Genomic DNA, 24,128 nt, shown 5'->3' with positions numbered 1-24,128 from the left:
GCCCCGAGCGGGACGTGTCCAAACTGCAACAAACCTTGCGCGCCACTAGGACCGAAGCGGCCGGGTCGTGCCGATCTGAGCGACCACCGCGGATTGGGCTTGTCGAAACCCCTGCCAGGAAGCGCACGTCCAGGTCTCGACGAACTCCACCAACGAAGACCCGCGGTTCCGGTCGTCGCGGCTCAGCCGGCGGTGCGGGCCGGCTGCGTCCGCGGCAGGAAGGCCGGACGCCGGGCCTCGAAGGCGCTGATCAGATCCGCATGCTGCAAGGTGAGGCCGATGTCGTCCAAGCCGTTGAGCAGCCGGTGCCGGGTGTAGTCGTCGATGTCGAAGCCGTAACGGTCATCGCCGGCGGTGATGGTCTTGTCGACCAGGTTGACGGTGAGGCTCGCGCCCGGATTCGCCTCGATGAAAGCCCAGAGCTGCTCGACCACGTCCTGGCTGACGACGGCGATCAGCAGGCCGGCCTTGCCCGAGTTGGAGCGGAAGATGTCGCCGAACCGGGATCCGATGACGACCTTGAAGCCGTAGTTCTGCAGCGCCCAGACGGCATGCTCGCGCGACGATCCGGTACCGAAGTCCGGGCCGGCGACGAGGACCGAACCGCTCGCGTACGCCGGGTTGTTGAGCACGAACTCGGGGTCGTTGCGCCAGGCGGCGAACAGCCCGTCCTCGAAGCCGGTCCGGGTGACCCGCTTCAGGTACACGGCCGGGATGATCTGGTCGGTGTCCACGTTGCTGCGGCGCAGCGGAACGGCCACCCCGGTGTGGGAGTCGAATTTGTCCATCGGGCTGCTCCTTACAGGTCGGCGGGCGAGGACAGGGTGCCCCGCACCGCGGTGGCTGCGGCCACCGGCGGCGACACCAGGTGGGTGCGGCCGCCCTTGCCCTGGCGGCCCTCGAAGTTGCGGTTGGAGGTGGACGCGGACCGCTCACCGGGGGCCAGCTGGTCGGGGTTCATGCCCAGGCACATCGAGCAGCCGGCCTCGCGCCATTCGGCGCCGGCGTCCTTGAAGACCTGGTCGAGCCCTTCGTCCATGGCCTGCAGCCGGACCCGAGCCGAGCCGGGCACCACCAGCATCCGGACGCCGTCGGCGACCCGGCGGCCCTTGATCACCGAGGCGGCCAGCCGGAGATCCTCGATCCGGCCGTTGGTGCACGATCCCAGGAAGACGGTGTCCACCCGGATGTCGCGCATCGGCGTACCCGCTTCGAGCGCCATGTACTCCAGCGCCCGCTCGGCGGCGGCTCGGTCGACCGGATCGGTGAAGGCGTCCGGGGTCGGCACGGCGGCACCCAGCGGGACGCCCTGGCCGGGGTTGGTGCCCCAGGTGACGAACGGCGTCAGCTTGTCGGCGTCGATGTCGACCTCGACGTCGAAGACGGCGTCGTCGTCGGTGTAGAGGGTCCGCCAGAACTCGACGGCGGCATCCCAGTCGTCGCCCTCGGGGGCGTGCGGACGGCCCTTCAGGTAGGCGAAGGTGGTGTCGTCCGGCGCCACCATGCCGGCCTTGGCGCCCCACTCGATCGACATATTGCAGATCGTCATGCGGCCCTCCATGCTCATCTCGCGCATGACGTTGCCGCGGTACTCGACCACGTAGCCCTGGCCGCCGCCGGTGCCGACCTTGGCGATCAGCGCGAGCACGACGTCCTTGGGGGTGACCCCGTCGGCCAGCGTGCCGTTGATGTTGACCGCCATCGTCTTGGGACGGGCCTGCGGCAGCGTCTGGGTGGCCAGCACATGCTCGACCTCGGAGGTGCCGATGCCGAACGCCAGCGCGCCGAAGGCGCCGTGGGTGGAGGTGTGCGAGTCGCCGCAGACCACGGTCAGACCGGGCTGGGTCAGGCCGAGCTGCGGACCGATGATGTGCACCACGCCCTGGTCCTTATCGCCCAGCGAGTGGATCCGGACGCCGAACTCCCTGGTGTTGTTGCGCAGGGTGTCGACCTGCAGCTTGCTGACCGGGTCGGCAATCGGGCTGAGGATGTTCAGGGTCGGGGTGTTGTGGTCCTCGGTGGCCATCGTCAGGTCGGTGCGACGGACGCTGCGGCCAGCCATCCGCAGGCCGTCGAAGGCCTGCGGAGAGGTCACCTCGTGGACGAGATGAAGGTCGATGTAGAGCAGATCGGGCTCGCCGGGAGCGGTCCGGACGACGTGGTTCTCCCACACCTTGTCACTCAGGGTCTTGCCCATGCTGCCTCCCAGATCTGGCACGCGGATGAACGGCTGGCCTACAATACGCCTGGATCGCTTGCATATCATGATTCGAGACGGCAGTATCGGACTATGGACAACTCTAGTGGTGTTGGGGTGCTCGACAAAGCGGCTCTGGTACTGACCGCGCTCGAACAAGGGCCGACCACCCTGGCCGGACTGGTCACCGCAACCGGCTTGGCCCGACCGACCGCACACCGGCTCGCAGTTGCCCTCGAACATCATCGGCTGGTCAGCCGCGATCTGCAAGGCCGCTTCGTCCTCGGCCCGCGGCTCACCGAACTTGCCTCGGCCGCCGGCGAGGACCGGCTGCTGGCCACCGCCGGCCCGGTACTGGCCCGACTGCGCGATATCACCGGCGAATCGGCGCAGCTCTTCCGCCGCCAGGGCGATATGCGCGTCTGCGCCGCCGCCGCCGAGCGTCCGGCCGGGCTGCGCGACACCGTCCCGGTCGGTTCGCAGCTGACCATGTCGGCCGGTTCCGCTGCCCAGGTGCTGCTGGCCTGGGAGGATCCCGAGCGGATCCAGCGCGGCCTGCTCAGCTCGTCCTTCTCCGCGGTCGCGCTGGCCACCGTCCGACGCCGCGGCTGGGCCCAGTCCGTCGGCGAGCGCGAGAACGGCGTGGCCTCGGTGTCGGCGCCGGTGCGGTCGCCGTCCGGCAAGGTGATCGCCGCGGTCAGCGTCTCCGGCCCGATCGAGCGCCTCTCCCGTCAGCCCGGACGCCTGCACGCCCCCGCGGTGATGGCCGCCGCCGAGCGGCTCAGCGAGGTCCTGCGCCGCAGCGGCGCCGAGGGCTGACCTCGGGGACGGTTCTTTCCGTTCCAAACCCGCACGCCCGGGGACGGTTCTTTCCGTTCCAAACCCGCACGCCCGGGGACGGTTCTTTCCGTTCCAAACCGGATGCCGGGGTTTGATCACCCTGCTCACACCTCGGCGGCCGACTGGATCCAGCGGCATCGACGCCGGCCCCGATCCGGAGTTATCCACAGATTGCGGCTGACCACTCGTCCGCCCTGCACCTGTTGCCTAGGCTCGTGCCTCCAGTCGAACCCGGAGAAGGCCATGACTCGTCACGCTCGGCAGCCCGCCGAATCAGGGATCTATCACGTCATGATGCGGGGCGTGAATCGGGATGCAATCTTCTTGGAGGACGAGGATTTCGAACGGTTCCTGCGTGCCCTCAGCCTCACCAAGGACGCGTCGGGCTGTCTCGTTCTCGCCTATTGCCTGATGGCCAACCACGTCCATCTCGTCATCCAGGCCACTGGGGAGCCTCTCGCGACCGTAATGAAGCGACTCGGCGTCCGCTATGCGACGTGGTTCAACCGCAAGTACGGCCGGGTCGGACATCTCTTCCAGGATCGCTTCAAGAGCCGTCCGGTCGATGCCGACGAGTACCTGCTCACTCTGGTGCGTTACGTCTGGGCCAATCCGGTGAAGGCCGGTCTCACAGCACGGCCGGAGGAATACAGGTGGAGCAGCCGCAGATTCCTTGATGAGAAGTCGGGAATTGCGGACCATCACCGGCTTGAGCAGCTACTTCCGGCGGGAACTCTCCACGAGCTCGGCAACACGGCGCCCACCGCGCCCGGCGCCGAGATGCTCGGAATGTCCCCGCCCACCCAGGCCGACGTCGACGACTTCGTGCTTGAGATCTGCGGGACGCGCCGACCGGCGGAGTTCCAGGACCTCCCGCTGTCAGTCCGGCGGCGGACCGTGAAGGAGCTCCGGACGCGCGGCGTCCGATATGGGCAGATCGCAGCGGCAACCGGCTTGTCTCTCTACGCCGTTCGCAGGCTCCAAGCCGCCGCGACCACCCTGACCCCCCGCTAGAGCAGTCAAGAACCGTCCCCCGACATGCGAAACGCGAACGAAAAGAACCGTCCCCCGACATGCGAAACGCGAACGAAAAGAACCGTCCCCGAGCATGCGAAACGCGAACGAAAAGAACCGTCCCCCGGCATGCGTGGCCTCGCGCGAAGCGGACCGATGATCAGGTGGTGGACTTGGGCGAGAAGATGTGCACCTTGGATCCGATCGGGGTGTTCTTGAAGATCCAGATTGCGTCACTGCGCTTACCGATGTTCACACAGCCGTGGCTCGATGCGCGATAGCCGACCCGATTGAAGCCGGGTGAGTAATGCACGTACATGTCCGGGTAGAACATGGTGCTGTACGGCATGGCTCCGGAACCGTAGTTCTCGGAGTAGGGGTTGACCTGCTTGTCGTACACCTTCCAGGTGCCGTTCGCGGTCGGGAAGTTGCGCCAGATGTGGGTTTTGGCGTGCTGCGCGTAACCGCCGAGCCGGACCTTGAACGTCTTGACGACCTTGCCGTTCTTCAACCAGCTCAGCCTGCGGTGCGCCTGATCGACGCACAGGACGACGCCCTTGGTGTAGCAGGTCTTCGGCAGCTCACTGGACACGCTCGGCGCCTTGGTGGCCAGCGCCATCCAGGTGCCCTTGCCTACCCAGCCGTCGGCGGTCAGGCCGCGCGAACGCTGGTAGTTCAGGATCGCGTTGGCACCCGCCACCGTCACGTACCGGGACTTGGCCCACGGGTAGAAGCCGGCCGACTTCAGTTCGGTCTGCAAGAAGCTGACACAGGAGCCGGACGACCCGGCGCGCAGCTTCTGCGACATGCAGGCCTTGTACTGCTTCCGCTTGGCCGCGCTCAAGTGCGCGAGCGGATCGGCCGGAGGCGTGGGGGTGGCGGACGGGGTCGCCGACGTGGACGTGCTCGGCTGGGTCGACCCGACCGTGGTCGGGGCCACCGAGGGCGCGACCGCCGGTGTGGCGACCGCGCACCCGCCGAGCAGGGCGAGCGTGGCGACGGCGCAGCCGACTGCCGGCAGCAGCGGACGCCGGCGACTGGCCCGGTCGGAAGCGGTCAGCGGGAAGTGGGGTGTGGTCACCACGGTCCTCCAGAAAGAAATGGGAACCAGGGCAGCCTACCTGCCGCGGGGCGAAAGCTCCGCATCGGCTCACCGAGGGCACGGCGGCGCGGACGGGCCGCGGGACCCCTGGCCCAGACTGAGCCGATAAGGATCTCGGCACCGCCCGAGCGGCGGTGGCCGCGCTGATCAGCTGGTTTCGGGGACCGGGCTGCGGTATCGGTAGTGGTGATCGGTCCAGAACCCGAACCGGCGGTAGAGTCCGATCGCGGCCGCGTTGTCGGCCAGCACTTGCAGGCAGGTCAGCGCCGCCCCACACTGCACACCGCGGGCGACCAGTGCCCGGGTGATCAGGCTGCCGAGGCCGCGCCGGCGCGCCCGCGGCACCACCTCGATCGCGCTCAGCACCGCAAGCTCCCCAGCCAGCGCGAGCCGTCCGATCCCGATCAGCTCACCGTGCGCCCACAGCGACAGGTAGTGCGCCGGCGCGGCCGCGACAACTCGGCGGGCCGCGTCCGGCGGAACCCTGCCGGCTCGGTGATAGCGGCTCATCCAGTCCGAATCCGGCTTTGGCGACCAGCGGAGTTCGGGGTCGGGGAGACCGTTCCCGGACCAGACGTCGGTCTCCGCCGCCATCGCATCGGCCGCCATCGCATCGGCCGCCGTGGGATCGGCCAGCATCACCGCCGTCCAGGGCTCACTGATCCAGCCGCGCGCATCGCACAACTCGGCAACCCCGGGGACCACCTCGCCGTCCGAAGAGCCCGGACGCCGATCCTGTGCAGCCGGCAACCGGGCGGGCAGCTGGAACCGCGGCCGCAGTCCGCGCTCGGCGTACCAGGCGACCACCCGATCCACCGCATCCGGCAACGGCATTCCGGGGTCGCCGAGCGGCAGAGCCGAGTTGGCGCGTCCGGTGAAGCCGCCGGCGGCCCGCAACTCCCACTCCCCCAGCCGGGCCTGCTCCAGCCCGGGCCAGGTGCGGGCGCAGCGGCGCTGCAAGCTGACGATGTCCACCGCACCACTGTGCCCGCCGGCCAGCACGCCGTCCGCGCCGGCCATCGACCGGACCGGCGGCTACGCAGTTGTGCTGCTCCGCAGTTCTACCCCCGCATCAGGCGTATTCCGCCGGCCGATCCGGGCGCTCCTCAACGCGACGCCAGGGCAACCGGCCCTGCCCACTCCAAGGAGCCACCATGGCAACCCGCGATCAGTTCGTCCTGAAGGTGCCGCTCGACCACCGCGAGCTGACCGACCTCGCCCGCGACGACCAGGTCAAGGTCGTCGCCCGGACGCCGGACGGCAACACCAGCAGCACCACGGTCACCCTCGGCGGTCAGGACGCCAGCGAGGCACGACTCACCTTTCCCGCCCGCCCCGGACGCCTCAAGGTGGCGATCGGCCCCGCGGACGCCGACGACAGCCAGATCCTGGACGCCGAGACATTGGCGGTCAGCGTGCCGTCCCGGATGTGGGAGGACCTGAAGCAGGTCACCCTGGCACCGATCAAGATCGGCCCGTTCCATTGGGGCTGGTGGAAGCGCTGGTGCCGGACGATCACCGTCAAGGGCCGGCTGGTCTGTCCGGACGGCCGCGGCGTGCCCGGCGCCCGGGTCTGCGTGGACGACATCGACCGCTGGTTCATCTGGACCAGCCGCGACGAGATCGCCTGCACCACCACCGAACCCGACGGCACGTTCAGCATGACGTTCCGCTGGTGCTGCGGCCTGTATCCCTGGTGGTGGTGGTTCCGCGTCCGCCCCTGGACCCTCGACGACAGCCTCGCCGGCCAGGTCGCCAAGGTGCTCGATCAGTTCCCCGACATCCGGCTCGAGCCGCCCACCCTGCAGCCCTCGCTGGCCACCTTCGGCACGCTGCTGGGGCGCCAGGACCGCGAGTTGGCGGCGATCTCCCGGCAGCCGCTCAGCGACCTCGACCCGGCAACTCTCGACAAGGTGCGCGACCGGCTGGTCTCGGCACTGCCGGCCTCGCCCGAGCTGGAACGGCTGGCCATCTGGCCGTGGCTGCCCTGGTCGCCCTGGCGGGACTGCCGTCCCGACCTGGTCTTCCGGGCGGTTCAGGACTGCGGCCAGGGTCCGGTCACGGTGCTGTACGAGGGCGTCAACGAGACTCGCTGGGACGTTCCCGACGACCTCGAGGTCACCCTGGTCGCCAACCGTGAGGCGTGCTGCCTGCCCGAGCCGCCCGGCGAGGACTGCTTGATCCTGGACTCGGTCTGCGACCACGGCATGCACCATGTGGCCGGCAACGCCGGCGCTCCGGCCGGCACCCCCGCGGCCGTGGAGGGCTACCTGGTCACCTACACCGACGGCGTCGACCAGCAACTCGACATCCCGTTCGGCGGCAGCGTCCCGATCCGGCAGAACCCCAGCGACCTGATCGGCGTCGACTACTACGCGTTCGAGCACTCCACCGACGGCGGAACCACCTGGCTGCCGTTGCCCAAGGGTGCGGCGGCCCCGTTCTCCCGCTACTGGCAGTTGTTCCCCGGCCCCATCGTCGGTAGCGAGGCGTTCAACCCGGTGACCGTGGGCGCCTACGAGGTCTACGAGACCCGGCGGCACTTCGAGGACACCCACTACGGCGACTGGTCGCCGGGCGGCAGCAGGTACTGGATGTCCACCAACTACGACCTGCTGTTGTCGCTCGACTCGACCAAGCTGGTCGACGGACGCCACCACCTGCGGGTCGTCCAGTTCACCAAGACCGCTCCGGAGGAGTTCACCGGCCCCGAGCCCGTGCTGGGCTGCGATCGCGAGACCCAGGCGTCCTGCGTTCTGGTGATCGACAACCGGGTGATCACCGCGCTCGGCCACGACCCGAGCCACAACTGCGGCGGCGTCCACGTCTGCACGGTCGAGCCGGACACCTTCATCGGCAAGGTCTTCATCGACGGCGTCGAGGTGGCCCCGTGCGACACCATCCGGCCCGAGCGCGGCAGCGTGACCGAGATCGAGTTCGAGGTCACCGATCCGGACGGCCACCTGGGCTGGTTCACCCTGACCACCCACTTCGCCAACTCCAGCGTGGTGGACCTGCTCGCCAACGGCACCCTCAGCTGCATCAGCGGGGGTCCGGACGCCAGCGACTACGCCGGTGCGCTGGCCGGCGGCGCCACCCGGCCGTTCTGGAGCGGTGGCACGTTCCGGCTGAAGATCGACACCCAGGTCGCCTTCCCTATCCCGTGCTGCTACCTGATCCGGCTCGAGGCGGGCAAGCGGACGCTGGAGAACTGCGCCCAGTGGATGCGCAATGTCAGCGAGGTCACCCTCGGAATCGGGGTGTGAGATGAGCTGCTGTGGCGGCAATCGGGCGGCGTTGCGGGTCACTGCGCCAGCGCCCGGCGTGGCGGCCCGCCCCGAGGCGGCAAGCGTACGGGCGGCGCCGGTGCGGTTGCGCTGGCGACGCCGGGTGACCGCCGCCGTGGACGGGCCGGTCACCCGGACGCGCTACCAGGTGTCCGCCGAGGCTCCGGTGATCGTGGTCGACCCGCGCGATGCGGTGGCCCTGCTGCGCACCGGCTTCTTCGAGCGGCTCGGCTGATGCCCACCCCCCGCACGGCGGCCGGCCGGATCCCGCGATCCGGCCGGCCGCCGTTGGGGACGTTGATCGGCCTCGGGGTCGGCGCGCTGGCCAGCTGGCGGGTCAGCCGGCTACTGGTCAGCGAGGACGGCCCGGGCCAGGCCGTCGTCCGACTGCGGAGAGCGGTGGACGGCCCCCCGCTCGCCGGGCTGATGGACTGCTTCGCCTGCACCTCGGTATGGGTCGGAGCCGGCGTCGCGGTCGTGCTGTTCGGCGGCCGGCTGCCGGTCCGGGACGTCGCCGCCGCGGGTCTGGCGTTGTCCGGTGCCGCGATGCTGATCGAGCGGATGGCTCTCGACAACGAGTATCTGCCCGAGCCGGACATCGATTCGCCGCTGGTGACGGTGTTGGACGAGTGACGCGAGCGCGATCCGAAACGACGAAACCCGCCCAGTGCGGGCGGGTCCTCGGCAGCCCCGACGGGATTCGAACCCGCGCTACCGCCTTGAGAGGGCGGCGTGCTAGGCCGCTACACAACGGGGCCCTAGCGGTCGCACGAAGCGACCTGTGGAAGATTACCAAGCCAGCACAGCTGAAGCGAATCTTCTGCGCTGGGGTACTAGGACTCGAACCTAGACTGACGGAACCAGAATCCGGCGGGCTGCCAATTACCCCATACCCCATCGCTGGCCCTTGTCGGGCCAGCGAGGAGCAACGTTACCGAATCCGCGGCGCGGCCTCCAAATCAGGGCTCACCGAGCGGCACGCGGGAGGTCTCGACCTTCACCTGGCAGGCCGTCCCAGACGAGGATCCGGATTGGGCAGGTCTGACCCGGCCCGATCCGGATCCCTATTGCGTGGGGTCCGGCCGGCGGCGACCCGCTGGCTCAGTGTCCCCGCTCCCACGGGTCCACACCCTCGGCCGTGCGGGTTCCCGGCGTGGTCACCGCCAACTGCAGCCGGCGTCCGAGCAGCAGGGCGAGCAGAGTGAACACGCCGAAGCCGCCCAGGTCCCAGGCCAGGTCGATCCAGCCGATCACCTGGGTGGCCTTCACCTCGGCGATCGTCGAGTACAGCCCGGCGTAGCTGAACGCCATCAGGTTGTTCACCACATGGGCGCCGATCGCCGCCTCAAGGCCGCCCGTGCGCACCACCAGCACCCCGACCAGGACGCCGAAGGCGAACCGGTCGAGGAACAGCGGCAGGTTCTGGGTGCCGTGGAACAGCGCGAACAGCGCGGCCGAGCAGACCACGCCGAACCAGGGACTGCGTGGCGCCAGGGTGTGGAACGACTGCAGCATGTAGCCGCGGAAGAAGAACTCCTCGGCCGCCGCCTGCAGCGGCGAGGTGAGCAGGATCAGCACCAGGAACACCCAGTAGTCCGGTTGGGGTTTCAGGGTCGGGAACGGCTGGCCGAGGTGCTGCAGGAACAGCATCGCGTTGAACAGCACGAAGGCCAGCACCATGCTGAGCGCGAGGTAGCGCCAGCGGAACCACGGCCGGACCGAGGCCAGCCACTCCGGGCGCCGGCGATGCAGGAACAACACCGCCCCGAGGCTGATCGGGATCAGGGTGGCCAGCGCCAGATGACCCGAGAGCATCCCCCAGGGGATCTCGAACCTGCCGACGGCCCGCAGCCAGTCGCGGTACTCGCCGCCGGGCCGCAGCAGCAGCCAGCCGAGCCCAGCCATCAGTTGCGAGACCAGCTGGGCGAAGACGAAGAAGGCGAGGATGGCGGCCATGATGCCGGCGGCGGACCGCAGTTTCGGCCGATCGGTCCCGCCGAGCAGGATCTCGTCGTAGCGGACGCCGGTCGGAGTGGGTTCGGTGGCGAAGCGGTCCACCCAGGACCCGTTGAGCGCCGCCACCTCAGCTCTCCGCCACGACGGGATTGGTCAGCGTGCCGAGGCCGGTGATCTGCACCGAGACCGAGTCACCGGGCTGCATCGGACCGACGCCCTCAGGCGTCCCGGTAAGGATCACATCGCCGGGCAGCAGCGTGGTGAAACTGGTGACGAACTCGATCAGCCGCGGGATCGGGTAGACCATCAGCGAAGTGTCGGACGCTTGCCGGGCCTGCCCGTTGAGGGTGGTCGAGATTTCCAGCTGCGCGACCTCGTCCAGGCTCAGGTGCGTGGAGATCCACGGCCCGAGCGGGCAGAAGGTGTCGTAGCCCTTGGCGCGACTCCACTGCCGGTCCTTGGCCTGCAGGTCGCGGCAGGTGACGTCGTTGGCGATGGTGTAGCCGAAGATCACCTCGGCGGCCCGCTCGGCCGGAACCCGGCGGCAGATCCGTCCGATGACGATCGCCAGCTCGCCCTCGAAGTGCAGGTCGGAGGTCTCCGGCGGGTACAGGATCGGCTCCCCCGGCCCGATCACCGACGTGTTCGGTTTCAGGAAGGCCAGCGGTTCGGTGGGAACCGTGGAGTTGAACTCGGCCGCGTGCGCCGCGTAGTTCTTGCCGATGGCCACGACTTTGCTGCGCGGGATGACCGGGCTGACCAGCCGGATGTCGTCGAGGGCATGCCGCTCTCCGGTGTATTTCACCGGCCCGGCCAGCGGATCGCCGCTGATCGCCGCGATGGTGTCGGGGTGCCCTCCGGCGTCCTCGGCCAGTTCGACGATGCCGTAGCTGGGGTCGCCGTCGTCGGCGACATATCGGGCGATGCGCATGGCCGCAGCCTAACCGGCCGACCCGGGAGCGATCCGGTCCACGCGGGGTGTCGGACGCCGGCGGCCGCTTAGCGCCGATCGCGCCCGGTCGCCGGGGCGGCCCAGGCGTCCGATCGGGTGATTGTAGGGCCGTCGGCGGTGCTGCAGCTGGCTGACACGCTCGAAATAGTCACATCGACTAGTGCCTGCCAGACTGGACGCCGGGCAGACTTCCCCCCTCCTCGGCGCCCTTGTGAACCTCCCATTGCACGATTCGAAAGGCCTGTAACCCCGATGCTGAAGCTGACCGGCTCCCGGAAGTCCGACACCCGCAAGATCACCTTCGCGTTGCCCTCCGATCACCCCGCCGGCAAGGTCTCCGTGGTGGGCAACTTCAACGACTGGACCCCCGGCACAGACCCGCTGAAGAAGCGCTCCAACGGCACCATGAGCGCCACCGTGACGCTCCCGTCCGACTACATCGTCGCCTTCCGCTACCTCGGCGAGAACGGTCGCTGGTTCGATGACCACGACGCCGACTTCATCGATGCCGGCGCCAGCGTGATCCTGGCCCCGGTCAAGTGAGCCGTTCCACCCGCTGACGGTCTTCCGCTCGCTCAGGGAGTGCTGAGCAATGCTGTTCCGAGCGAGCACGTGCCCGGTGGGATGAGCTGCGACGCCCAGATCTTGTGGGCGTATCGGGTCATCCGGCGCAGGAGCTGGGGGTCGTCGATCGCCCACCGGGTGCGCCGCAGCCGGGACATGATTGATGAGTTTCGCTGGTTGAGCTTGTCGAAACCGGTTGCCAGAGGGGTCTCGACAAGCTCGACCAGCGATGATCAGCGCTTCCCCAAATAGTTCGGGGAGCGCGGGGACGGGCCGGCCGGCTCAGCGGTCCTGGCCGAGCCGTTTGCGGTCGAACCAGTTCGCACCGCGTGCCTTGAACGAGCCCAGGCCGACCGAGCCGCGGGCGACGATCAGCGGATTGCCCCAGGCCGCCTGGCTGGGCACCTTGGAGCTGACCGAGCCCCAGCTCTTCCCCAGCCGGTCGCAGAGCACGCCCCAGCCCTCGGGCACCACGACCACCACCGTCCCGGCGCCGGGCAGCACCTCCAGGTCGATCACCTCGCTGACCGCCCTGGCCTGCAGGCAGTCCAGCCGGACCGTGTCGGCCAGCGCCTGGACCTGGAGGAACGGCGGCACCTCCCACTGCCCGGTCCGCTTGGCACCGCTGAATCCGGCGTTGAGAACCAGCGGATCGGCGGGTGAATAGCCGGGACGCAGCGTGCTCGGCGACGGCAGCGGCGGGTAGCTCTCGCCCGGCACAGCCGGATAGGCCTCGACCTGCTGCAGCCGGACGGGCGCCATCGACGGGCTCTCCGGCGGGCGCAGGTCGGAGAACAGCGCGTGCAGCTCGCCGTAGGTCCGGGCTTGCCGCGCGGTCGCCGTGCGCTCAGCCAGCTCCTCGGGCGACAGTTTGCCCTCGCCGGCGGCACGTTCCAGTTCGGCTACCGCGGCGTCCCGTTCGGCGTTGCCCACCCGCAGGTGCGCGTTCGGATCGGTCATGCGCCGATCCTAGGGTGCTTCGGCATCGCTGCGGAGACGGCGTCCTACGCTGCCGGGCGATCCCCGGTGACGGCTTCGAGGCTCAGTTGTGCTTGGTCAGCCCCCACCGGTACGCGTCGTACAACGCTTCCCAACTGGCTTCGATCACGTTGGTGCCCACCCCGACGGTCGTCCAGGTCCGGTTGCCGTCGGTGGTGTCGATCAGGGTCCGGACGATCGCGTCGGTGCCGTGCCCCTGGTCGAGGATCCGCACCCGGTAGTCGGTCAGTTCATAGTCGTCGACCTGCGGGTAGGCCCGCTTCAGCGCCGTCCGCAGCGCGTGGTCGAGGGCATTCAGCGGGCCGTGCCCTTCGCCGACGAAGGACAGCGTCTCGCCCTGCGCCCGCAGCTTCACCGTCGCCTCCGAGTCGCCCTCTGGCCGCACTTCGTGCTGGGTGAAGACCCGCCAGGTGAGCACGTCGAAGAACTCCTCGGCCAGGCCCAGTTCGGCGCGCAGCAGCAGCTCGAAGCTGGCGTCGGCGGACTCGTAGCTGTAGCCGCCCATCTCGCGCTGCTTGACCGTGTCGGTGATCCGTCCGGCCAGGTCGCGGTCGGACAGGTCGTAGCCCAGCTCCTCACCCTTGAGCTGGATGTTGGCGCGGCCGGCCATGTCCGAGACCAGCATCCGCATGTCGTTGCCGACCAGGGTCGGATCGATGTGCTGGTAGAGGTTGGCGTCCACCTTGATCGCGGACGCGTGCAGGCCGGCCTTGTGGGCGAAGGCCGAGAATCCGACATAGGGCTGCTTGGTGCCCGGCGGGATGTTGGTCACGCCGGCGATCGCGTGGCTCAGCCGGGTCGCGTCCCGCAGCGCCGACTCGGGGACCACCGACCAGCCGTACTTGAGCTGCAGGTTGGCGATCAGGGTGATGATGTTGGCGTTGCCGGTGCGCTCGCCGTGGCCGTTCACGGTGCCCTGGATGTGCATCACGCCGGCGTCCACCGCGGCCAGGGTGTTGGCCACCGCACAGCCGGTGTCGTTGTGGCAGTGGATGCCCAGGTCGACCCCGATCGCGCTCGCCGCGGTCACCACGTCCCCCATCTGGGCCGGCAGCATGCCGCCGTTGGTGTCGCACAGCACGGCCACCTCGGCCCCGGCCTCGGCGGCGACCCGGACGCACTCCAGGGCGTAGGACGGGTTCACGATGTAGCCGTCGAAGAAGTGCTCGCAGTCGACGAACACCCGCCGTCCGGCGGCGACCAGGTGGCTGACGGTGTCCCGGATCATCTCCAGGTTCTCCTCCAGCGTGGTGTGCAGCGCCCGCAGCACATGCTCGGAGTGGCTCTTGGCGACGATGCAGATCACCGGCGTCCGGGCATCGATCAGCGCCTGGACCATCGGGTCCTGAGCGGCGGTGGTGCCCACCCGGCGGGTGAAGCCGAAGGCGACCAGCTCGGCGTGGTTGAGAGTCAGTTCCCCGTCGGCCGCGGCGGCGAAGAAGGCGGTGTCGTTGGGGTTCGCACCGGGCCAACCGCCCTCGATGAAGTCGACCCCGAGTTCGTCGAGCAGGACGGCGATCCGGAGCTTGTCGGCGACGGAAAGCTGCAGGCCCTCCTGCTGTGCTCCGTCGCGCAGGGTCGTGTCGAAGACGTGGAAAGTGTCCGGCGCGACAGGAAAGCTCGACATTGTGCCCTCGTTCATGGATGGAATGCGCGCGGCGTTACGCGACAACCAATCGAGTGTGCCGCCAGCCGCGGAAGGCACGTCCATCGATCTCAGGCACTGAGACCGCACCCTCGCGGTCGCCGGCGGGCGACCCGCGGCCGGTTTGATCCCGGTGGACCGGACGGGGTAAGACAGGCCCATGGCCATCACTCTCGCCCGAGGCGTCCCTGTCGCGACCGCCGGGGACCCGCCTGCCGTGGGGACGCGACTGCCCTCCTTCACGCTGACCCTGCCTGACCTGACCGACGTGACGCTGGAAGATTTCGCCGGCCGGACGCTGGTGCTCAACATCTTTCCCAGCGTCGATACCGGGGTCTGCGCGATGAGCGTCCGCCGGTTCAACGAGCTGGCCGCCGGACTCCCCGAGACCACCGTGCTCTGCGTCTCGCAGGATCTCCCGTTCGCCCTCGGACGTTTCTGCGGCGCCGAGGGCATCGCGGACGTCGTGGTGAGCTCCGCGTTCCGGTCGAGCTTCGGCCAGGACTACGGGGTCGCCCTGACCGACGGGCCGATGCGCGGGCTGCTGGCCCGGACGGTGGTGGTCGCCGGCCCGGACGGCGTCGTCCGGCACGTCCAGGTCACCGAGAGCACCGGCAACGAGCCTGACTACGACGCGGCCGTCGCAGCCGTCGGCTGAGCACAACCAATTCGGGCTCGCTGAACTCGGCGAGCCCGAAATAGTGGAGCGCTGGACGCGTCAGACCACCCGGCGCATCCAGCCGTGGCTGTCGGCGGCCCGGCCGTACTGGATGTCGAGGATCGCCGAGCGGATCTGCATGGTCCGCTCTCCCGGCTCGGCGCCCACCACGTGGTCGCCCTGCCGGGAGCGGAACTCGGCGACCGGGGTGAGCACGGCCGCAGTGCCGCAGGCGAACGCTTCGACGATCTCGCCCGCGTCCACCCGGTCGAAGATCTCGGCAAGGGTGATGACCCGCTGCACCGGCCGCAGGCCGAGATCGGCGGCCACGGTCAGAATGGAGTCCCGGGTGACGCCCTCGAGAATGGTCCCGGTCAGCGCCGGGGTGATCAGCTCTCCGTCGGTGGTCACCACCATCAGGTTCATCCCGCCGAGTTCCTCGGTGTTCACCCCGCTGCCGGCGTCACCGAACAGCACCTGCGAGCAGCCGTGCTCGGCCCCTTCGTACTGGGCGATCAGCGAGGAGGCATAGTTGCCGCCGCATTTGGCCGCCCCGGTGCCGCCCTTGCCGGCCCGGCTGTACTCGTCGGTCACCCAGATGTTCACCGGCTTGACGCCGCCGGCGAAGTAGGGGCCGACCGGGCTGGCGATCACGGCGTAGCTGACCACGTGCGCGGCCCGCACCCCAAGGAACGACTCGTTGGCGAACATGAACGGCCGCAGGTACAGGCTGGCCTCGCCGCCCTGGGCGTCCGGCGTCCAGGCGGCGTCCGCTCTGACCAACTGCTCGACCGAGGTGAGGAAGTCCTCGACCGGCAGTTCCGGCAGCATCAGCCGGCGCGCGGACGCCTGCAGCCGCTCGGCGTTGCGCTCGGGACGGAACAGCCAGATCGAGCCGTCGGGCTGCCGGTAGGCCTTGAGGCCCTCGAAGACCTCCTGCGCGTAGTGCAGGACGGCGGTGGACGGATCAAGCTGGAACGGTCCGTACGGCACCACGGCGTCCTCGCCCCAGCCCGAGCCCTGCCGCCAGGTCGCCACCGCCATGTGGTCGGTGAAGTACACCCCGAAGCCCGGATCGGCGTGAATCTCGGCGACCCGCTCGGCGGACGCGGGGGCGCTGGTGGCGGTCAGCGGAAAGGTCAAGGACATGGCCGCAGAATACTGATCGGATCCGGCCCGCGTCGCGGTCAGGCGGCGTCCAGGGCGTCCAGCGCAGCGTCGATGATCTCGAGGCCCTCGGCCACCTCCGCCGCGGTCACCACGCAGGGCGGCACGACGTGCAGCCGGTTGTCGGCGGTGAACGGCAACAGCCCGCGAGCCAGCAACGCCGCCTTGAGTGCCGCCATGGTGGACGCGCTCACCGGCGTCCGGCCGGCGCGATCGGTGACCAGTTCCAACGCCCAGAACACGCCCGTGCCGCGCACCTCGCCGATCACCTCGTGGCGCTGCTGCAGCGCCTCCAGCCCGGGACGGAGGTGGTCGGCGCCGATCCGCCGGGCGTTGCCGATGATGTCTTCGTCGGCCATGGCGGTGATGCTCGCGACGGCACTCGCGGTGGCCAGCGGATGGCCCGAATAGGTGAGCCCGCCGGGGAACACCCGCTCATCGAAGGCGGCCGCGATCGCCTCGCTGATGATCACGCCACCCAGCGGTACGTAACCGGAGTTGACCCCCTTGGCGAAGGTGATCAGGTCGGGACGGACGTCGAAGGCGTCCAGCGCGAACCACTCGCCGGCGCGTCCGAAGCCGGCCATCACCTCGTCCAGGATCAGCACGATGCCGTACCGGTCGCACAACGCCCGGACGCCGCTCAGGTAGCCGGGCGGGGGCATCAGGATGCCCGCCGTGCCGGGAATGGTCTCCAGCAGGATCGCGGCGACCGAGTCGGGACCCTCGCACTGGATCACCCGCTCCAGGTGGCGCAGCGCCCGCTCGCTCTCCTGCTCCGGAGTCTCGGCCCAGAACTCGGAGCGGTACAGGTAGGGCCCGAAGACGTGGACGTGGCCGCGCGCGTACTCATTGGGCAGCCGGCGCCAGTCGCCGGTTGCGACGATCGCCGCGCCGGTGTTGCCGTGATAGGAGCGGTACCGCGAGATCACCTTGTCGCGCCCGGTGGTCAGCCGCGCCATCCGGATCGCGTTCTCGTTGGCGTCGGCACCACCATTGGTGAAGAACACCTTGGCGAAACCCTCCGGCGCCCGCTCGAGGATCAGTTCGGCGGCCCGGGCCCGGGCCTGGTTCGCCTGGCTGGGCGCGATGGTGGCGAGCCGTCCGGCCTGCTCCTGGATGGCGGCCACCACAGCCGGATGCTGGTGGCCGATGTTTGTGTTGACCAGCTGGCTGGAGAAGTCCAGATAGCTGCGGCCGTCGTGGTCCCAGACCCGGCTGCCCGAACCGCCGGCGATCGGCAGCGGGTTAAGCGCCGCCTGCGCCGACCAGGAGTGGAAGACCTGCGAGCGATCGGCGGCCGCCACGGTGCTGTTGTCGGCCTCAGGGAACAATGCGGACACGGGCACTCCTCGGGTGCGAGTCGGGTGACGGTCGCAGTCTGGCAGCCCGTCACCGGCACCGCAGTGCCGGAATAGTCGATCAAACAGACCCGCACTGGACAGTTCGTCGGTGCCGATGATCTGATGCCGGCATGCCGGTCACCCTGCGGTCCCTCACTGCCGATCCCCGATTCGGCCTGCGACTGGTCGTCGCCGGTGCCGACCGGGTCGCCTGGGAGAGCCCGATCGCCTGGGCGCACAGCTCGGACCTGCCCGATCCCACCCCGTGGCTGGAGCCCGGCCAGCTGCTGCTGACCAACGGGGCCCAGTTCGGCACCACGCCGGCCCCGTCCCACCGACAGGCCGACGACTACGCGCAACGGCTGGTGGCCCGTGGCCTACTGGCCCTCGGCTTCGCTACCCGCATCGTCCACGACGAGATCCCGGCGAATGTCGCGGCGGCCTGCGAACGCGCCGGGCTGCCGCTGCTGGAGGTACCCGGGCACGTCCCGTTCATCGCGATCGTGCGTCATGTCGCGGACGAGATCGCGGCCGAGCGGCACCGCCGCCTGGAGTGGTCGCTGAGCGCCCAGCGCGCCCTCGGCCGGGCGGCGTCCCGGGCGGACGGGCTGGCCGCGGTGCTGCATGAACTGGAACGCCACCTGGACTGCTGGGTGGCCCTGTTCGACGCGGCCGGCAATCGCATCCCGGTCCGGATGATCCGGGACATCCCGGCGGCGCTGACCGGCGAGGTCCAGGAGGCCGTCGGCGACGTGCTGCGCCGCGGCCTGCGGGCAGGCACCCGGCTGCCGGCCGGCCATGGCGCGATCACCCTGCAGGCGCTGGGCCAGCGCGACGAGGTGCGCGGCGTGCTGGCGGTGGGTACCGCGCTGCCGCCCGGCCACGCCGAATCCGACCTGATCCTCAGCGTGATCGCGCTGGCCAGTATCAGCCTGGAGCAGAGCCGGCTGGTCGAGGCAGCCGGCCGGTCGCTGCGCACCGGCGTCCTGGAACTGCTTCACGCCGGGACGGTGACCGCGGCGCACGCCCTCGCCGACCGAGTCGGGGGTGCCCTGCCGGAGGCTCCGCTGCAGATCGCCGTGCTGCCACTGGAGACGGTCACCGAGCCGGTCCGCTACGAGCTGGAGCGAGAAGCCAGGGACGGTGCCCCGTGGTTCGTGGCCGAGCGGGACGAGCGACTGGTGGTCGTCACCGCGGTCGGGAACACGGCCCGCCTGGTCGCGGTGCTGGAACGGCATCGGCTGCCGTCCGGGGTGTCCGGCGCGGGCGATTGGACGGACTTCGCCAGACTCGCCGCCGAGGCGGAGAACGCCCTGGCCAGGGCGCGCGGCGGTGGACGTCCGGTCCGGTTCGACGAGCTGCTCGGCGACGGCCTGGTCGGCGCGCTGGCCGCCCACGGCGGCGCCGAACTGGCCCGCGGGCTGCTCGCCGGCTTGACCGCGTCGAGCGACCGCGCAGCCCTGATCGCGACCGCGCGGGTCTGGCTGGATCAAGGCTGCGCGTGGGATCCGGCGGCGCGCACGCTCGGCGTCCATCGCCACACCGTGCGCAACCGGATCACCGCCGTGGAGCAGGCCACCGGACTCGATCTCGACACCCCCCGGGGCCGGACCGAGCTATGGCTGGCGCTGGAACTGCTCGACGTTCGGATCTGAGCGGATTCCCAGGGGGTTGAGCGCGTCGAAGCTCTCGTCAGCGGGGCTGAGGTCTCGACCAGCTCGACCCGACGACAACCTCGACCGACCACGACGACCTCGACCGACCACGACGGGCTCGCCGACGACGATCAGTGGTTCTGTGGGAAGCCGAGGTTGATGCCGCCGTGGCTCGGGTCGAGCCAGCGGGTGGTGACCACCTTCTGCTGGGTGAAGAACCGGAATCCTTCAGCACCGTAGGCACGGGTGTCGCCGAACAGCGAATCCTTCCAACCGCCGAAGGAGAAGCTGCCGACCGGCACGGGGATCGGCACGTTGACACCGATCATGCCGACCTGCACGTCCAGCTGGAACTGCCGGGCGGCACCGCCGTCATTGGTGAAGATCGCGGTTCCGTTGCCGTACCGGCCGGCGTTGATCAGTGCGACGCCCTCCTCATAGCTCGCCACCCGGACCACCGACAGCACCGGGCCGAAGATCTCGTCGGTGTACACCGCCGAGCCGGTCGGCACGTGATCGACCAGGGTCGGGCCCAACCAGAACCCGTCGGACGCGCCGTCGACCTCGATGCCGCGTCCGTCGACCACCACGGTGGCCCCGTCGGCCAGGGCGACGTCGATGTAACCGCTGACCTTGTCGCGATGCTGGGCGGTGATCAGCGGCCCCATGTCACAGGCCCGCCGGCCGTCGCCGACCTTCAGCCCGGCGATCCGCTGGGCGATCCGGGAGACCAGCTCGTCGGCCACCGGTTCCACGGCCACCACCACGCTGATCGCCATGCAGCGCTCCCCTGCCGAGCCGAACCCGGCGTTCACTGCGGCGTCCGCGGCTAGGTCGAGATCGGCATCCGGCAGCACCAGCATGTGGTTCTTGGCGCCGCCGAGCGCCTGCACCCGCTTGCCGTTTGCCGACGCCGTCCGGTAGACGTACTCGGCGATCGGGGTCGAACCGACGAACGAGACCGCGCGGACGTCGGGGTGCTCGAGCAGCCCGTCGACGGCCACCTTGTCACCGTGCAGAACGGTGAAGACGCCGTCGGGCAGCCCGGCCTCCTGCCACAGTTCAGCCATCCACAGCGACGCCGACGGGTCCTTCTCGGACGGCTTGACGATGACGGCGTTGCCGGCCGCGATCGCGGCCGGGAAGAACCACATCGGCACCATCGCCGGGAAGTTGAACGGGGAGATGATGGCCACCACGCCCAGTGGCTCACGTACCGAGTGCACGTCGACCCCGGTGGAGACGCCCTGGGAGAACTCGCCCTTCAGGTGTTCGGCCAGGCCACAGGCGTAGTCGACCACCTCCAGGCCGCGAGCCACCTCGCCGGCGGCGTCGGAGAGCACCTTGCCGTGCTCGGCGGTGATGATCGCGGCCAGCTCGGACGTGCGGGCGGCCAGCAGTTCGCGGAACCGGAACAGGATGGCCTGGCGACGAGCCAGCGACAACGCCCGCCAGGCGGGGAAGGCAGCCTTGGCCGAGGCGACGGCCGCCTCGATCTCGGCGTTGCCGGCGAGGCACACCCAGGTGGCCACGACACCGAGCGCGGGGTCGTAGACGGGCGCCGTCCGGGTGCCCTCGGGGATCTCAGGCTTTCCGGCGATCCAGTGCGGAACGTAGCTGGGCGTAGCGGACACGGACGGCTCCTTGGCGATCGACTCGGCGGTGACTGCGACGGTACGGATCTGGGCGACCGCAGCCAATGCCGGAACTGTCCAATCCCGCTATCCAGATTCGCCAATTCCGTTCCCGGCAGCCTGCAGAGTCCGTCCGCGGCAGCTCTTGTAGAGCAACCTGAGTTGACAACTGCGGGTTCGTCAACCTAGGTTGCTCCCATGATCGCAGTCGAGGTGGCGCGCACCGCGTCCGACACCACTGACCCGATGGCCGGGCTGCGCGCGGTGGCATCGCTGCGCCGCGTTGCCGACATGCTCGAACTGAGGCAGGTCGAGGAGGCATTGCGGGCCGGGCACGGCTGGCCCGAGATCGCCGCCGCGCTCGGCGTCACCCGGCAGGCGGTCCACAAGAAGTACGCGCGCCGCGTCGCGGCCGAACTGCAGGGAAGGAAGAACCGATGAGCATGCTGCTCACCAGCCGCTGGACCGGGGCCGCCCACCTCGAGGCGGCCCGCACCCGGCTCGGCGAAATCGACGTCGACCATCTGTACCTCGGGCTACTCGCCGTCGGCGGCCACGCGGCCCGCACTCTGGGCGCTCACGGTGTCTCGCTGACCTCGGCACGACAACGCGTCCGGGAGTCGCTGGCCTCCGACCTGGCGGCCCTCGGACTGGACGTACCCGACGCCGTCCTTCCGGCACCGAAGGCGGCTCGAGACCTGGACTTCGCCGACTGGCGGGCGTCCGGCCCGGCGCACGATCTGGTCGCCGCCCAGGCGAAAGCCCGAGGTGGCACCTGCGCGGCCTTGCTCGCGCTGATTGACGAGTCGTCCGGGGTGGTGCGGCGCCTGCTGATCGCGGACGGCGTCGATCCCGACGTGCTGGCCGCCGAACTGGCCGGTGTGCCGGGAGAACCGGACGCCGAACGGGTGCCGGCCGACCCGGGCCTGCTGCCCCCACCCGCCCGGGCCACCCGGATCCGGCACTATCTCTCGTCTCCGCCGGACGCGGTGGGCGACGCCCTCGCCGATCCGGCACTGCTGTCGGCCTGGGCGTACGACCCGGCGAAGGCTGAGATCGGCGGCGCCGGCGAGACCATCCGGCACCGCCATGGCCGCAAGAAGCTCACCCTGCGCGTCCACCACACCCGGCGGCGAGAGGGCGAGGCGGACGTGGTCACCTGGATCCAGGAGATGGTCGACGGGCCGCACCCGGGCCAGCCGCTGCGCTACGACCGGTTCGCGATCGTGGCCGCGCCCGGCGGCGCGGAGCTGGTGCACACCGGCGGACAGCGCAGCTTCGGCGTGCTCGGCCGGCTCGCCGCCCCGTTCACCGGCTGGATCAGCGGTGTCGGCATGACCTACAGCGCGCACCGGATCGGCATGGAGATCGCCGATCGGCAGGCCGGCTGACGGGATCTCCCCGACTGAGGTCACCTCGCAACCCTTCGGCGTCATCGCACCGGTTCGAACCGTTGCGATGACGCCGAAGGTTTGCGAGGTCGGACGCGGCTCTCCGACGGCGCCTGAGACGCGCGTCTCAACCAGTGAGCCGACTCCTAGAGTGACGGCATGCCGCAGAACATCGCTGTGATCCCCGGGGACGGGATCGGTCCGGAGGTCGTCGCCGAGGGCCTGAAGGTGCTGAAAGCCGCCGTCGGCCCGGACGCCTTCGACTTCACCCATTACGACCTGGGCGCCGAGCGCTGGCAACGCACCGGCGAGGTGCTGCCCGACTCGGTGCTGACCGAACTGGCCGAGGCGGACGCCCTGATCCTCGGCGCGGTCGGTGCCGCCCCGGGCTCGAAGGCGATCCCGTCCGGACTGCTGGAACGCGGCCTGCTGCTGAAGCTCCGCTTCGCCTTCGACCACTATGTGAACCTGCGGCCGTCCAAGCTCTACCCGGGCGTCGTCACTCCGCTGTCGGACGCCGTGGTCGCCCGCGGCCCGATCGACTTCGTCGTCGTCCGCGAGGGCACCGAGGGCCTGTACTGCGGCGTGGGTGGCTCGATGCAGACCGGCACCGACTTCGAGGTCGCCAACGAGGTCAGCGTGAACACCGCGCGCGGGGTCGAGCGGGTCGTCCGGGACGCCTTCGAGCGCGCCATGCGGCGACGCAAGAAGGTCACCTTGGTGCACAAGCACAACGTGCTGGTCAACGCCGGCGGGCTGTGGAACCGGATCTTCACCGCGGTCGCCGCCGAGTACCCCGAGGTGACCACCGACTACCTGCACGTGGACGCCACCATGATCATGCTGGTGCAGGACCCGCAGCGCTTCGACGTGATCGTCACCGACAACCTGTTCGGCGACATCGTCACCGACCTGGCCGCGGCGGTCACCGGCGGCATCGGCCTGGCGGCGTCGGCCAACATCAACCCCTCCGGCGCTTTCCCGTCCATGTTCGAGCCGGTGCACGGCTCGGCGCCCGACATCGCCGGCCAGGGCATCGCCGATCCGACCGCGACCATCTCGTCGATGGCCCTGCTGCTCGACCATCTCGGACGCCGCGACGACGCCGCCCGGATCGACGCCGCGGTGGACGCCGACATCGCCTCCCGGGGTGCCGCCAAGCGCTCCACCACCGAGGTCGGGGACGCCATCGCCGCCCGGCTGGGCTGAACCGAGCGTCACGCGAATCGGCCAGTGCGCAAGCCAAGCTGGTGGGACCGGTTGGTCACCACCGGTCGGGCGCTCACGGTCGCATCGCTCGCGGTCGTGGCCGTGCTCTTCGTTGACCTCGGCATCAGCGACCTGAGGAATCTGGCGGAGCCGGTGCACTGGGGAACGTTCACCCGGCACGGGTGTGAGCCACCCGCGTTCGGCCTGGAACCCTGTCGGGTCGTGGGTGACTGGGTGAGCGACGATCGGACATTGACCAAGCGGAACATCTACCTGGACGGCGAGATCCCCGCGGCCGGGAGCGTCCGAGCCAGCTTCCGGCCGACCGGCGGGTACAACGACGAACAGAACAACGTGGTCCACACCGAAGAGTTCACCGGTTTCAGTTGGGTGCCCTGGATCGGTGCGGCCTGCAGCGCGGTAGCGAGTCTTGGCTGTGCCGTGTGGTGGTGGACCCGGACGGGCCGGAAAATCGACCGGTGGCTGGGCCGCGCCGACATCCTTTCCTGAACCAC

General features: G+C 69.8%; 23 protein-coding genes and 2 tRNA genes. 12 read left to right on the top strand and 13 right to left on the bottom strand.

Annotated features, from left to right (window positions below):
* Window positions 1-182: 182 nt before the first annotated feature.
* Window positions 183-788 (bottom strand): 3-isopropylmalate dehydratase small subunit, encoded by a 606-nt coding sequence (gene leuD / locus QM711_RS00390; protein WP_415095746.1) that lies wholly within the window; start codon window positions 786-788, stop codon window positions 183-185.
* Between the two features lie 11 nt (window positions 789-799).
* Window positions 800-2,197, bottom strand: coding sequence for a 3-isopropylmalate dehydratase large subunit (gene leuC, locus QM711_RS00385; RefSeq protein WP_415095745.1), 1,398 nt, complete (start codon window positions 2,195-2,197; stop codon window positions 800-802).
* A 93-nt stretch (window positions 2,198-2,290) separates the two neighbouring features.
* On the opposite strand from leuC, the gene QM711_RS00380 reads away from it, so the two are divergent.
* Both QM711_RS00380 and QM711_RS00375 read left to right on the top strand, forming a co-directional pair.
* Complete coding sequence (locus QM711_RS00380; RefSeq protein ID WP_264701618.1) at window positions 2,291-3,016, top strand: IclR family transcriptional regulator; 726 nt, start codon at window positions 2,291-2,293, stop codon at window positions 3,014-3,016.
* Between the two features lie 312 nt (window positions 3,017-3,328).
* Window positions 3,329-4,051, top strand: coding sequence for a transposase (locus tag QM711_RS00375; RefSeq protein WP_415095744.1), 723 nt, complete (start codon window positions 3,329-3,331; stop codon window positions 4,049-4,051).
* Between the two features lie 160 nt (window positions 4,052-4,211).
* On the opposite strand, the gene QM711_RS00370 is transcribed toward QM711_RS00375, so the two are convergent.
* Together QM711_RS00370 and QM711_RS00365 are read right to left on the bottom strand one after the other, a co-directional pair.
* Window positions 4,212-5,132: a L,D-transpeptidase family protein gene (locus tag QM711_RS00370; protein WP_415095743.1), complete on the bottom strand. Its 921-nt coding sequence runs from the start codon at window positions 5,130-5,132 to the stop codon at window positions 4,212-4,214.
* A 168-nt stretch (window positions 5,133-5,300) separates the two neighbouring features.
* Window positions 5,301-6,173, bottom strand: a complete 873-nt coding sequence (locus QM711_RS00365; RefSeq protein WP_415095742.1) for a GNAT family N-acetyltransferase — start codon at window positions 6,171-6,173, stop codon at window positions 5,301-5,303.
* Between the two features lie 134 nt (window positions 6,174-6,307).
* On the opposite strand from QM711_RS00365, the gene QM711_RS00360 reads away from it, so the two are divergent.
* The 3 genes from QM711_RS00360 to QM711_RS00350 are packed head-to-tail and all read left to right on the top strand — an operon-like array spanning window position 6,308 to window position 9,073.
* The gene (locus tag QM711_RS00360) at window positions 6,308-8,419 is read left to right on the top strand and encodes a hypothetical protein (RefSeq protein ID WP_415095741.1); all 2,112 of its coding nucleotides are present in this window, start codon (window positions 6,308-6,310) and stop codon (window positions 8,417-8,419) included.
* Between the two features lies 1 nt (window position 8,420).
* The gene (locus tag QM711_RS00355) at window positions 8,421-8,675 is read left to right on the top strand and encodes a hypothetical protein (RefSeq protein WP_415095740.1); all 255 of its coding nucleotides are present in this window, start codon (window positions 8,421-8,423) and stop codon (window positions 8,673-8,675) included.
* Window positions 8,675-9,073, top strand: a complete 399-nt coding sequence (locus QM711_RS00350) for a hypothetical protein (protein ID WP_415095739.1) — start codon at window positions 8,675-8,677, stop codon at window positions 9,071-9,073. Before QM711_RS00355 ends, QM711_RS00350 begins: the two co-directional genes overlap by 1 nt.
* Window positions 9,074-9,125: 52 nt before the next feature.
* Here QM711_RS00350 and QM711_RS00345 read toward each other — a convergent pair.
* The 4 genes from QM711_RS00345 to QM711_RS00330 form a co-directional block, all read right to left on the bottom strand.
* Window positions 9,126-9,198, bottom strand: a tRNA-Glu gene (locus QM711_RS00345).
* A gap of 67 nt (window positions 9,199-9,265) precedes the next feature.
* Window positions 9,266-9,337, bottom strand: a tRNA-Gln gene (locus QM711_RS00340).
* 204 nt (window positions 9,338-9,541) lie between these two features.
* Window positions 9,542-10,522 (bottom strand): lysostaphin resistance A-like protein, encoded by a 981-nt coding sequence (locus QM711_RS00335; RefSeq protein ID WP_415095738.1) that lies wholly within the window; start codon window positions 10,520-10,522, stop codon window positions 9,542-9,544.
* A gap of 1 nt (window position 10,523) precedes the next feature.
* The gene (locus tag QM711_RS00330) at window positions 10,524-11,327 is read right to left on the bottom strand and encodes a fumarylacetoacetate hydrolase family protein (RefSeq protein ID WP_415095737.1); all 804 of its coding nucleotides are present in this window, start codon (window positions 11,325-11,327) and stop codon (window positions 10,524-10,526) included.
* A gap of 273 nt (window positions 11,328-11,600) precedes the next feature.
* On the opposite strand from QM711_RS00330, the gene QM711_RS00325 reads away from it, so the two are divergent.
* Window positions 11,601-11,891, top strand: coding sequence for an isoamylase early set domain-containing protein (locus QM711_RS00325; protein WP_415095736.1), 291 nt, complete (start codon window positions 11,601-11,603; stop codon window positions 11,889-11,891).
* A 303-nt stretch (window positions 11,892-12,194) separates the two neighbouring features.
* Here the strand turns inward: QM711_RS00325 and QM711_RS00320 are convergent, their stop codons facing one another.
* Window positions 12,195-12,872, bottom strand: a complete 678-nt coding sequence (locus QM711_RS00320; protein WP_415095735.1) for a DUF1707 SHOCT-like domain-containing protein — start codon at window positions 12,870-12,872, stop codon at window positions 12,195-12,197.
* 82 nt (window positions 12,873-12,954) lie between these two features.
* Complete coding sequence (gene cimA, locus QM711_RS00315; RefSeq protein WP_415095734.1) at window positions 12,955-14,538, bottom strand: citramalate synthase; 1,584 nt, start codon at window positions 14,536-14,538, stop codon at window positions 12,955-12,957.
* Between the two features lie 178 nt (window positions 14,539-14,716).
* On the opposite strand from cimA, the gene tpx reads away from it, so the two are divergent.
* The gene (gene tpx, locus QM711_RS00310) at window positions 14,717-15,214 is read left to right on the top strand and encodes a thiol peroxidase (RefSeq protein WP_415095733.1); all 498 of its coding nucleotides are present in this window, start codon (window positions 14,717-14,719) and stop codon (window positions 15,212-15,214) included.
* Between the two features lie 60 nt (window positions 15,215-15,274).
* On the opposite strand, the gene QM711_RS00305 is transcribed toward tpx, so the two are convergent.
* On the bottom strand, window positions 15,275-16,363 hold the full coding sequence (locus QM711_RS00305) for a branched-chain amino acid aminotransferase (protein WP_415095732.1): 1,089 nt from the start codon (window positions 16,361-16,363) through the stop codon (window positions 15,275-15,277).
* A 38-nt stretch (window positions 16,364-16,401) separates the two neighbouring features.
* Entirely contained in the window at window positions 16,402-17,724 is a 1,323-nt protein-coding gene (locus tag QM711_RS00300; RefSeq protein WP_415095731.1) for an aspartate aminotransferase family protein, read from the bottom strand.
* Between the two features lie 131 nt (window positions 17,725-17,855).
* Here QM711_RS00300 and QM711_RS00295 point away from each other — a divergent pair, with 131 nt between their 5' ends.
* On the top strand, window positions 17,856-19,379 hold the full coding sequence (locus QM711_RS00295) for a PucR family transcriptional regulator (protein WP_415095730.1): 1,524 nt from the start codon (window positions 17,856-17,858) through the stop codon (window positions 19,377-19,379).
* A gap of 131 nt (window positions 19,380-19,510) precedes the next feature.
* Here the strand turns inward: QM711_RS00295 and QM711_RS00290 are convergent, their stop codons facing one another.
* Window positions 19,511-21,013, bottom strand: a complete 1,503-nt coding sequence (locus QM711_RS00290) for a CoA-acylating methylmalonate-semialdehyde dehydrogenase (protein ID WP_415095729.1) — start codon at window positions 21,011-21,013, stop codon at window positions 19,511-19,513.
* Between the two features lie 198 nt (window positions 21,014-21,211).
* Between QM711_RS00290 and QM711_RS00285 the strand changes: the two genes are divergently transcribed.
* The 4 genes from QM711_RS00285 to QM711_RS00270 all read left to right on the top strand — a co-directional run bounded on the left by QM711_RS00285 (window position 21,212) and on the right by QM711_RS00270 (window position 24,123).
* Window positions 21,212-21,454 carry a hypothetical protein gene (locus QM711_RS00285; RefSeq protein WP_415095728.1) on the top strand — a complete coding sequence of 81 codons (243 nt, stop codon included), beginning with the start codon at window positions 21,212-21,214 and terminating at the stop codon, window positions 21,452-21,454.
* Window positions 21,451-22,404: a Clp protease N-terminal domain-containing protein gene (locus QM711_RS00280; protein ID WP_415095727.1), complete on the top strand. Its 954-nt coding sequence runs from the start codon at window positions 21,451-21,453 to the stop codon at window positions 22,402-22,404. The genes QM711_RS00285 and QM711_RS00280 overlap by 4 nt, the downstream gene beginning before the upstream one ends.
* A gap of 159 nt (window positions 22,405-22,563) precedes the next feature.
* On the top strand, window positions 22,564-23,613 hold the full coding sequence (locus QM711_RS00275; protein ID WP_415095726.1) for a 3-isopropylmalate dehydrogenase: 1,050 nt from the start codon (window positions 22,564-22,566) through the stop codon (window positions 23,611-23,613).
* A gap of 234 nt (window positions 23,614-23,847) precedes the next feature.
* Complete coding sequence (locus tag QM711_RS00270) at window positions 23,848-24,123, top strand: hypothetical protein (RefSeq protein WP_415095725.1); 276 nt, start codon at window positions 23,848-23,850, stop codon at window positions 24,121-24,123.
* The last annotated feature ends 5 nt before the right edge of the window (window positions 24,124-24,128 follow it).

It is taken from the genome of Micropruina sp. (assembly GCF_047602385.1).
In the GTDB taxonomy this organism is placed as follows: domain Bacteria; phylum Actinomycetota; class Actinomycetes; order Propionibacteriales; family Propionibacteriaceae; genus Micropruina.
The sequence above is the reverse complement of the archived record's forward strand: the minus strand, read 5'-3'. Positions and strand labels throughout refer to the sequence as shown.

Excerpts from the sequence above, each read along its gene's own strand:
- QM711_RS00280 (WP_415095727.1), top strand. The coding sequence starts at position 21,451 with ATGAGCATGCTGCTCACCAGCCGCTGGACCGGGGCCGCCCACCTCGAG.
- QM711_RS00365 (WP_415095742.1), bottom strand. The coding sequence starts at position 6,173 with ATGGCCGGCGCGGACGGCGTGCTGGCCGGCGGGCACAGTGGTGCGGTG.
- QM711_RS00355 (WP_415095740.1), top strand. The coding sequence starts at position 8,421 with ATGAGCTGCTGTGGCGGCAATCGGGCGGCGTTGCGGGTCACTGCGCCA.
- QM711_RS00380 (WP_264701618.1), top strand. The coding sequence starts at position 2,291 with ATGGACAACTCTAGTGGTGTTGGGGTGCTCGACAAAGCGGCTCTGGTA.
- leuC (WP_415095745.1), bottom strand. The coding sequence starts at position 2,197 with ATGGGCAAGACCCTGAGTGACAAGGTGTGGGAGAACCACGTCGTCCGG.
- QM711_RS00305 (WP_415095732.1), bottom strand. The coding sequence starts at position 16,363 with ATGTCCTTGACCTTTCCGCTGACCGCCACCAGCGCCCCCGCGTCCGCC.
- QM711_RS00285 (WP_415095728.1), top strand. The coding sequence starts at position 21,212 with ATGATCGCAGTCGAGGTGGCGCGCACCGCGTCCGACACCACTGACCCG.
- QM711_RS00325 (WP_415095736.1), top strand. The coding sequence starts at position 11,601 with ATGCTGAAGCTGACCGGCTCCCGGAAGTCCGACACCCGCAAGATCACC.
- cimA (WP_415095734.1), bottom strand. The coding sequence starts at position 14,538 with ATGTCGAGCTTTCCTGTCGCGCCGGACACTTTCCACGTCTTCGACACG.
- QM711_RS00295 (WP_415095730.1), top strand. The coding sequence starts at position 17,856 with ATGCCGGTCACCCTGCGGTCCCTCACTGCCGATCCCCGATTCGGCCTG.
- QM711_RS00350 (WP_415095739.1), top strand. The coding sequence starts at position 8,675 with ATGCCCACCCCCCGCACGGCGGCCGGCCGGATCCCGCGATCCGGCCGG.
- QM711_RS00320 (WP_415095735.1), bottom strand. The coding sequence starts at position 12,872 with ATGACCGATCCGAACGCGCACCTGCGGGTGGGCAACGCCGAACGGGAC.
- tpx (WP_415095733.1), top strand. The coding sequence starts at position 14,717 with ATGGCCATCACTCTCGCCCGAGGCGTCCCTGTCGCGACCGCCGGGGAC.
- QM711_RS00375 (WP_415095744.1), top strand. The coding sequence starts at position 3,329 with ATGATGCGGGGCGTGAATCGGGATGCAATCTTCTTGGAGGACGAGGAT.
- QM711_RS00360 (WP_415095741.1), top strand. The coding sequence starts at position 6,308 with ATGGCAACCCGCGATCAGTTCGTCCTGAAGGTGCCGCTCGACCACCGC.
- QM711_RS00330 (WP_415095737.1), bottom strand. The coding sequence starts at position 11,327 with ATGCGCATCGCCCGATATGTCGCCGACGACGGCGACCCCAGCTACGGC.
- leuD (WP_415095746.1), bottom strand. The coding sequence starts at position 788 with ATGGACAAATTCGACTCCCACACCGGGGTGGCCGTTCCGCTGCGCCGC.
- QM711_RS00275 (WP_415095726.1), top strand. The coding sequence starts at position 22,564 with ATGCCGCAGAACATCGCTGTGATCCCCGGGGACGGGATCGGTCCGGAG.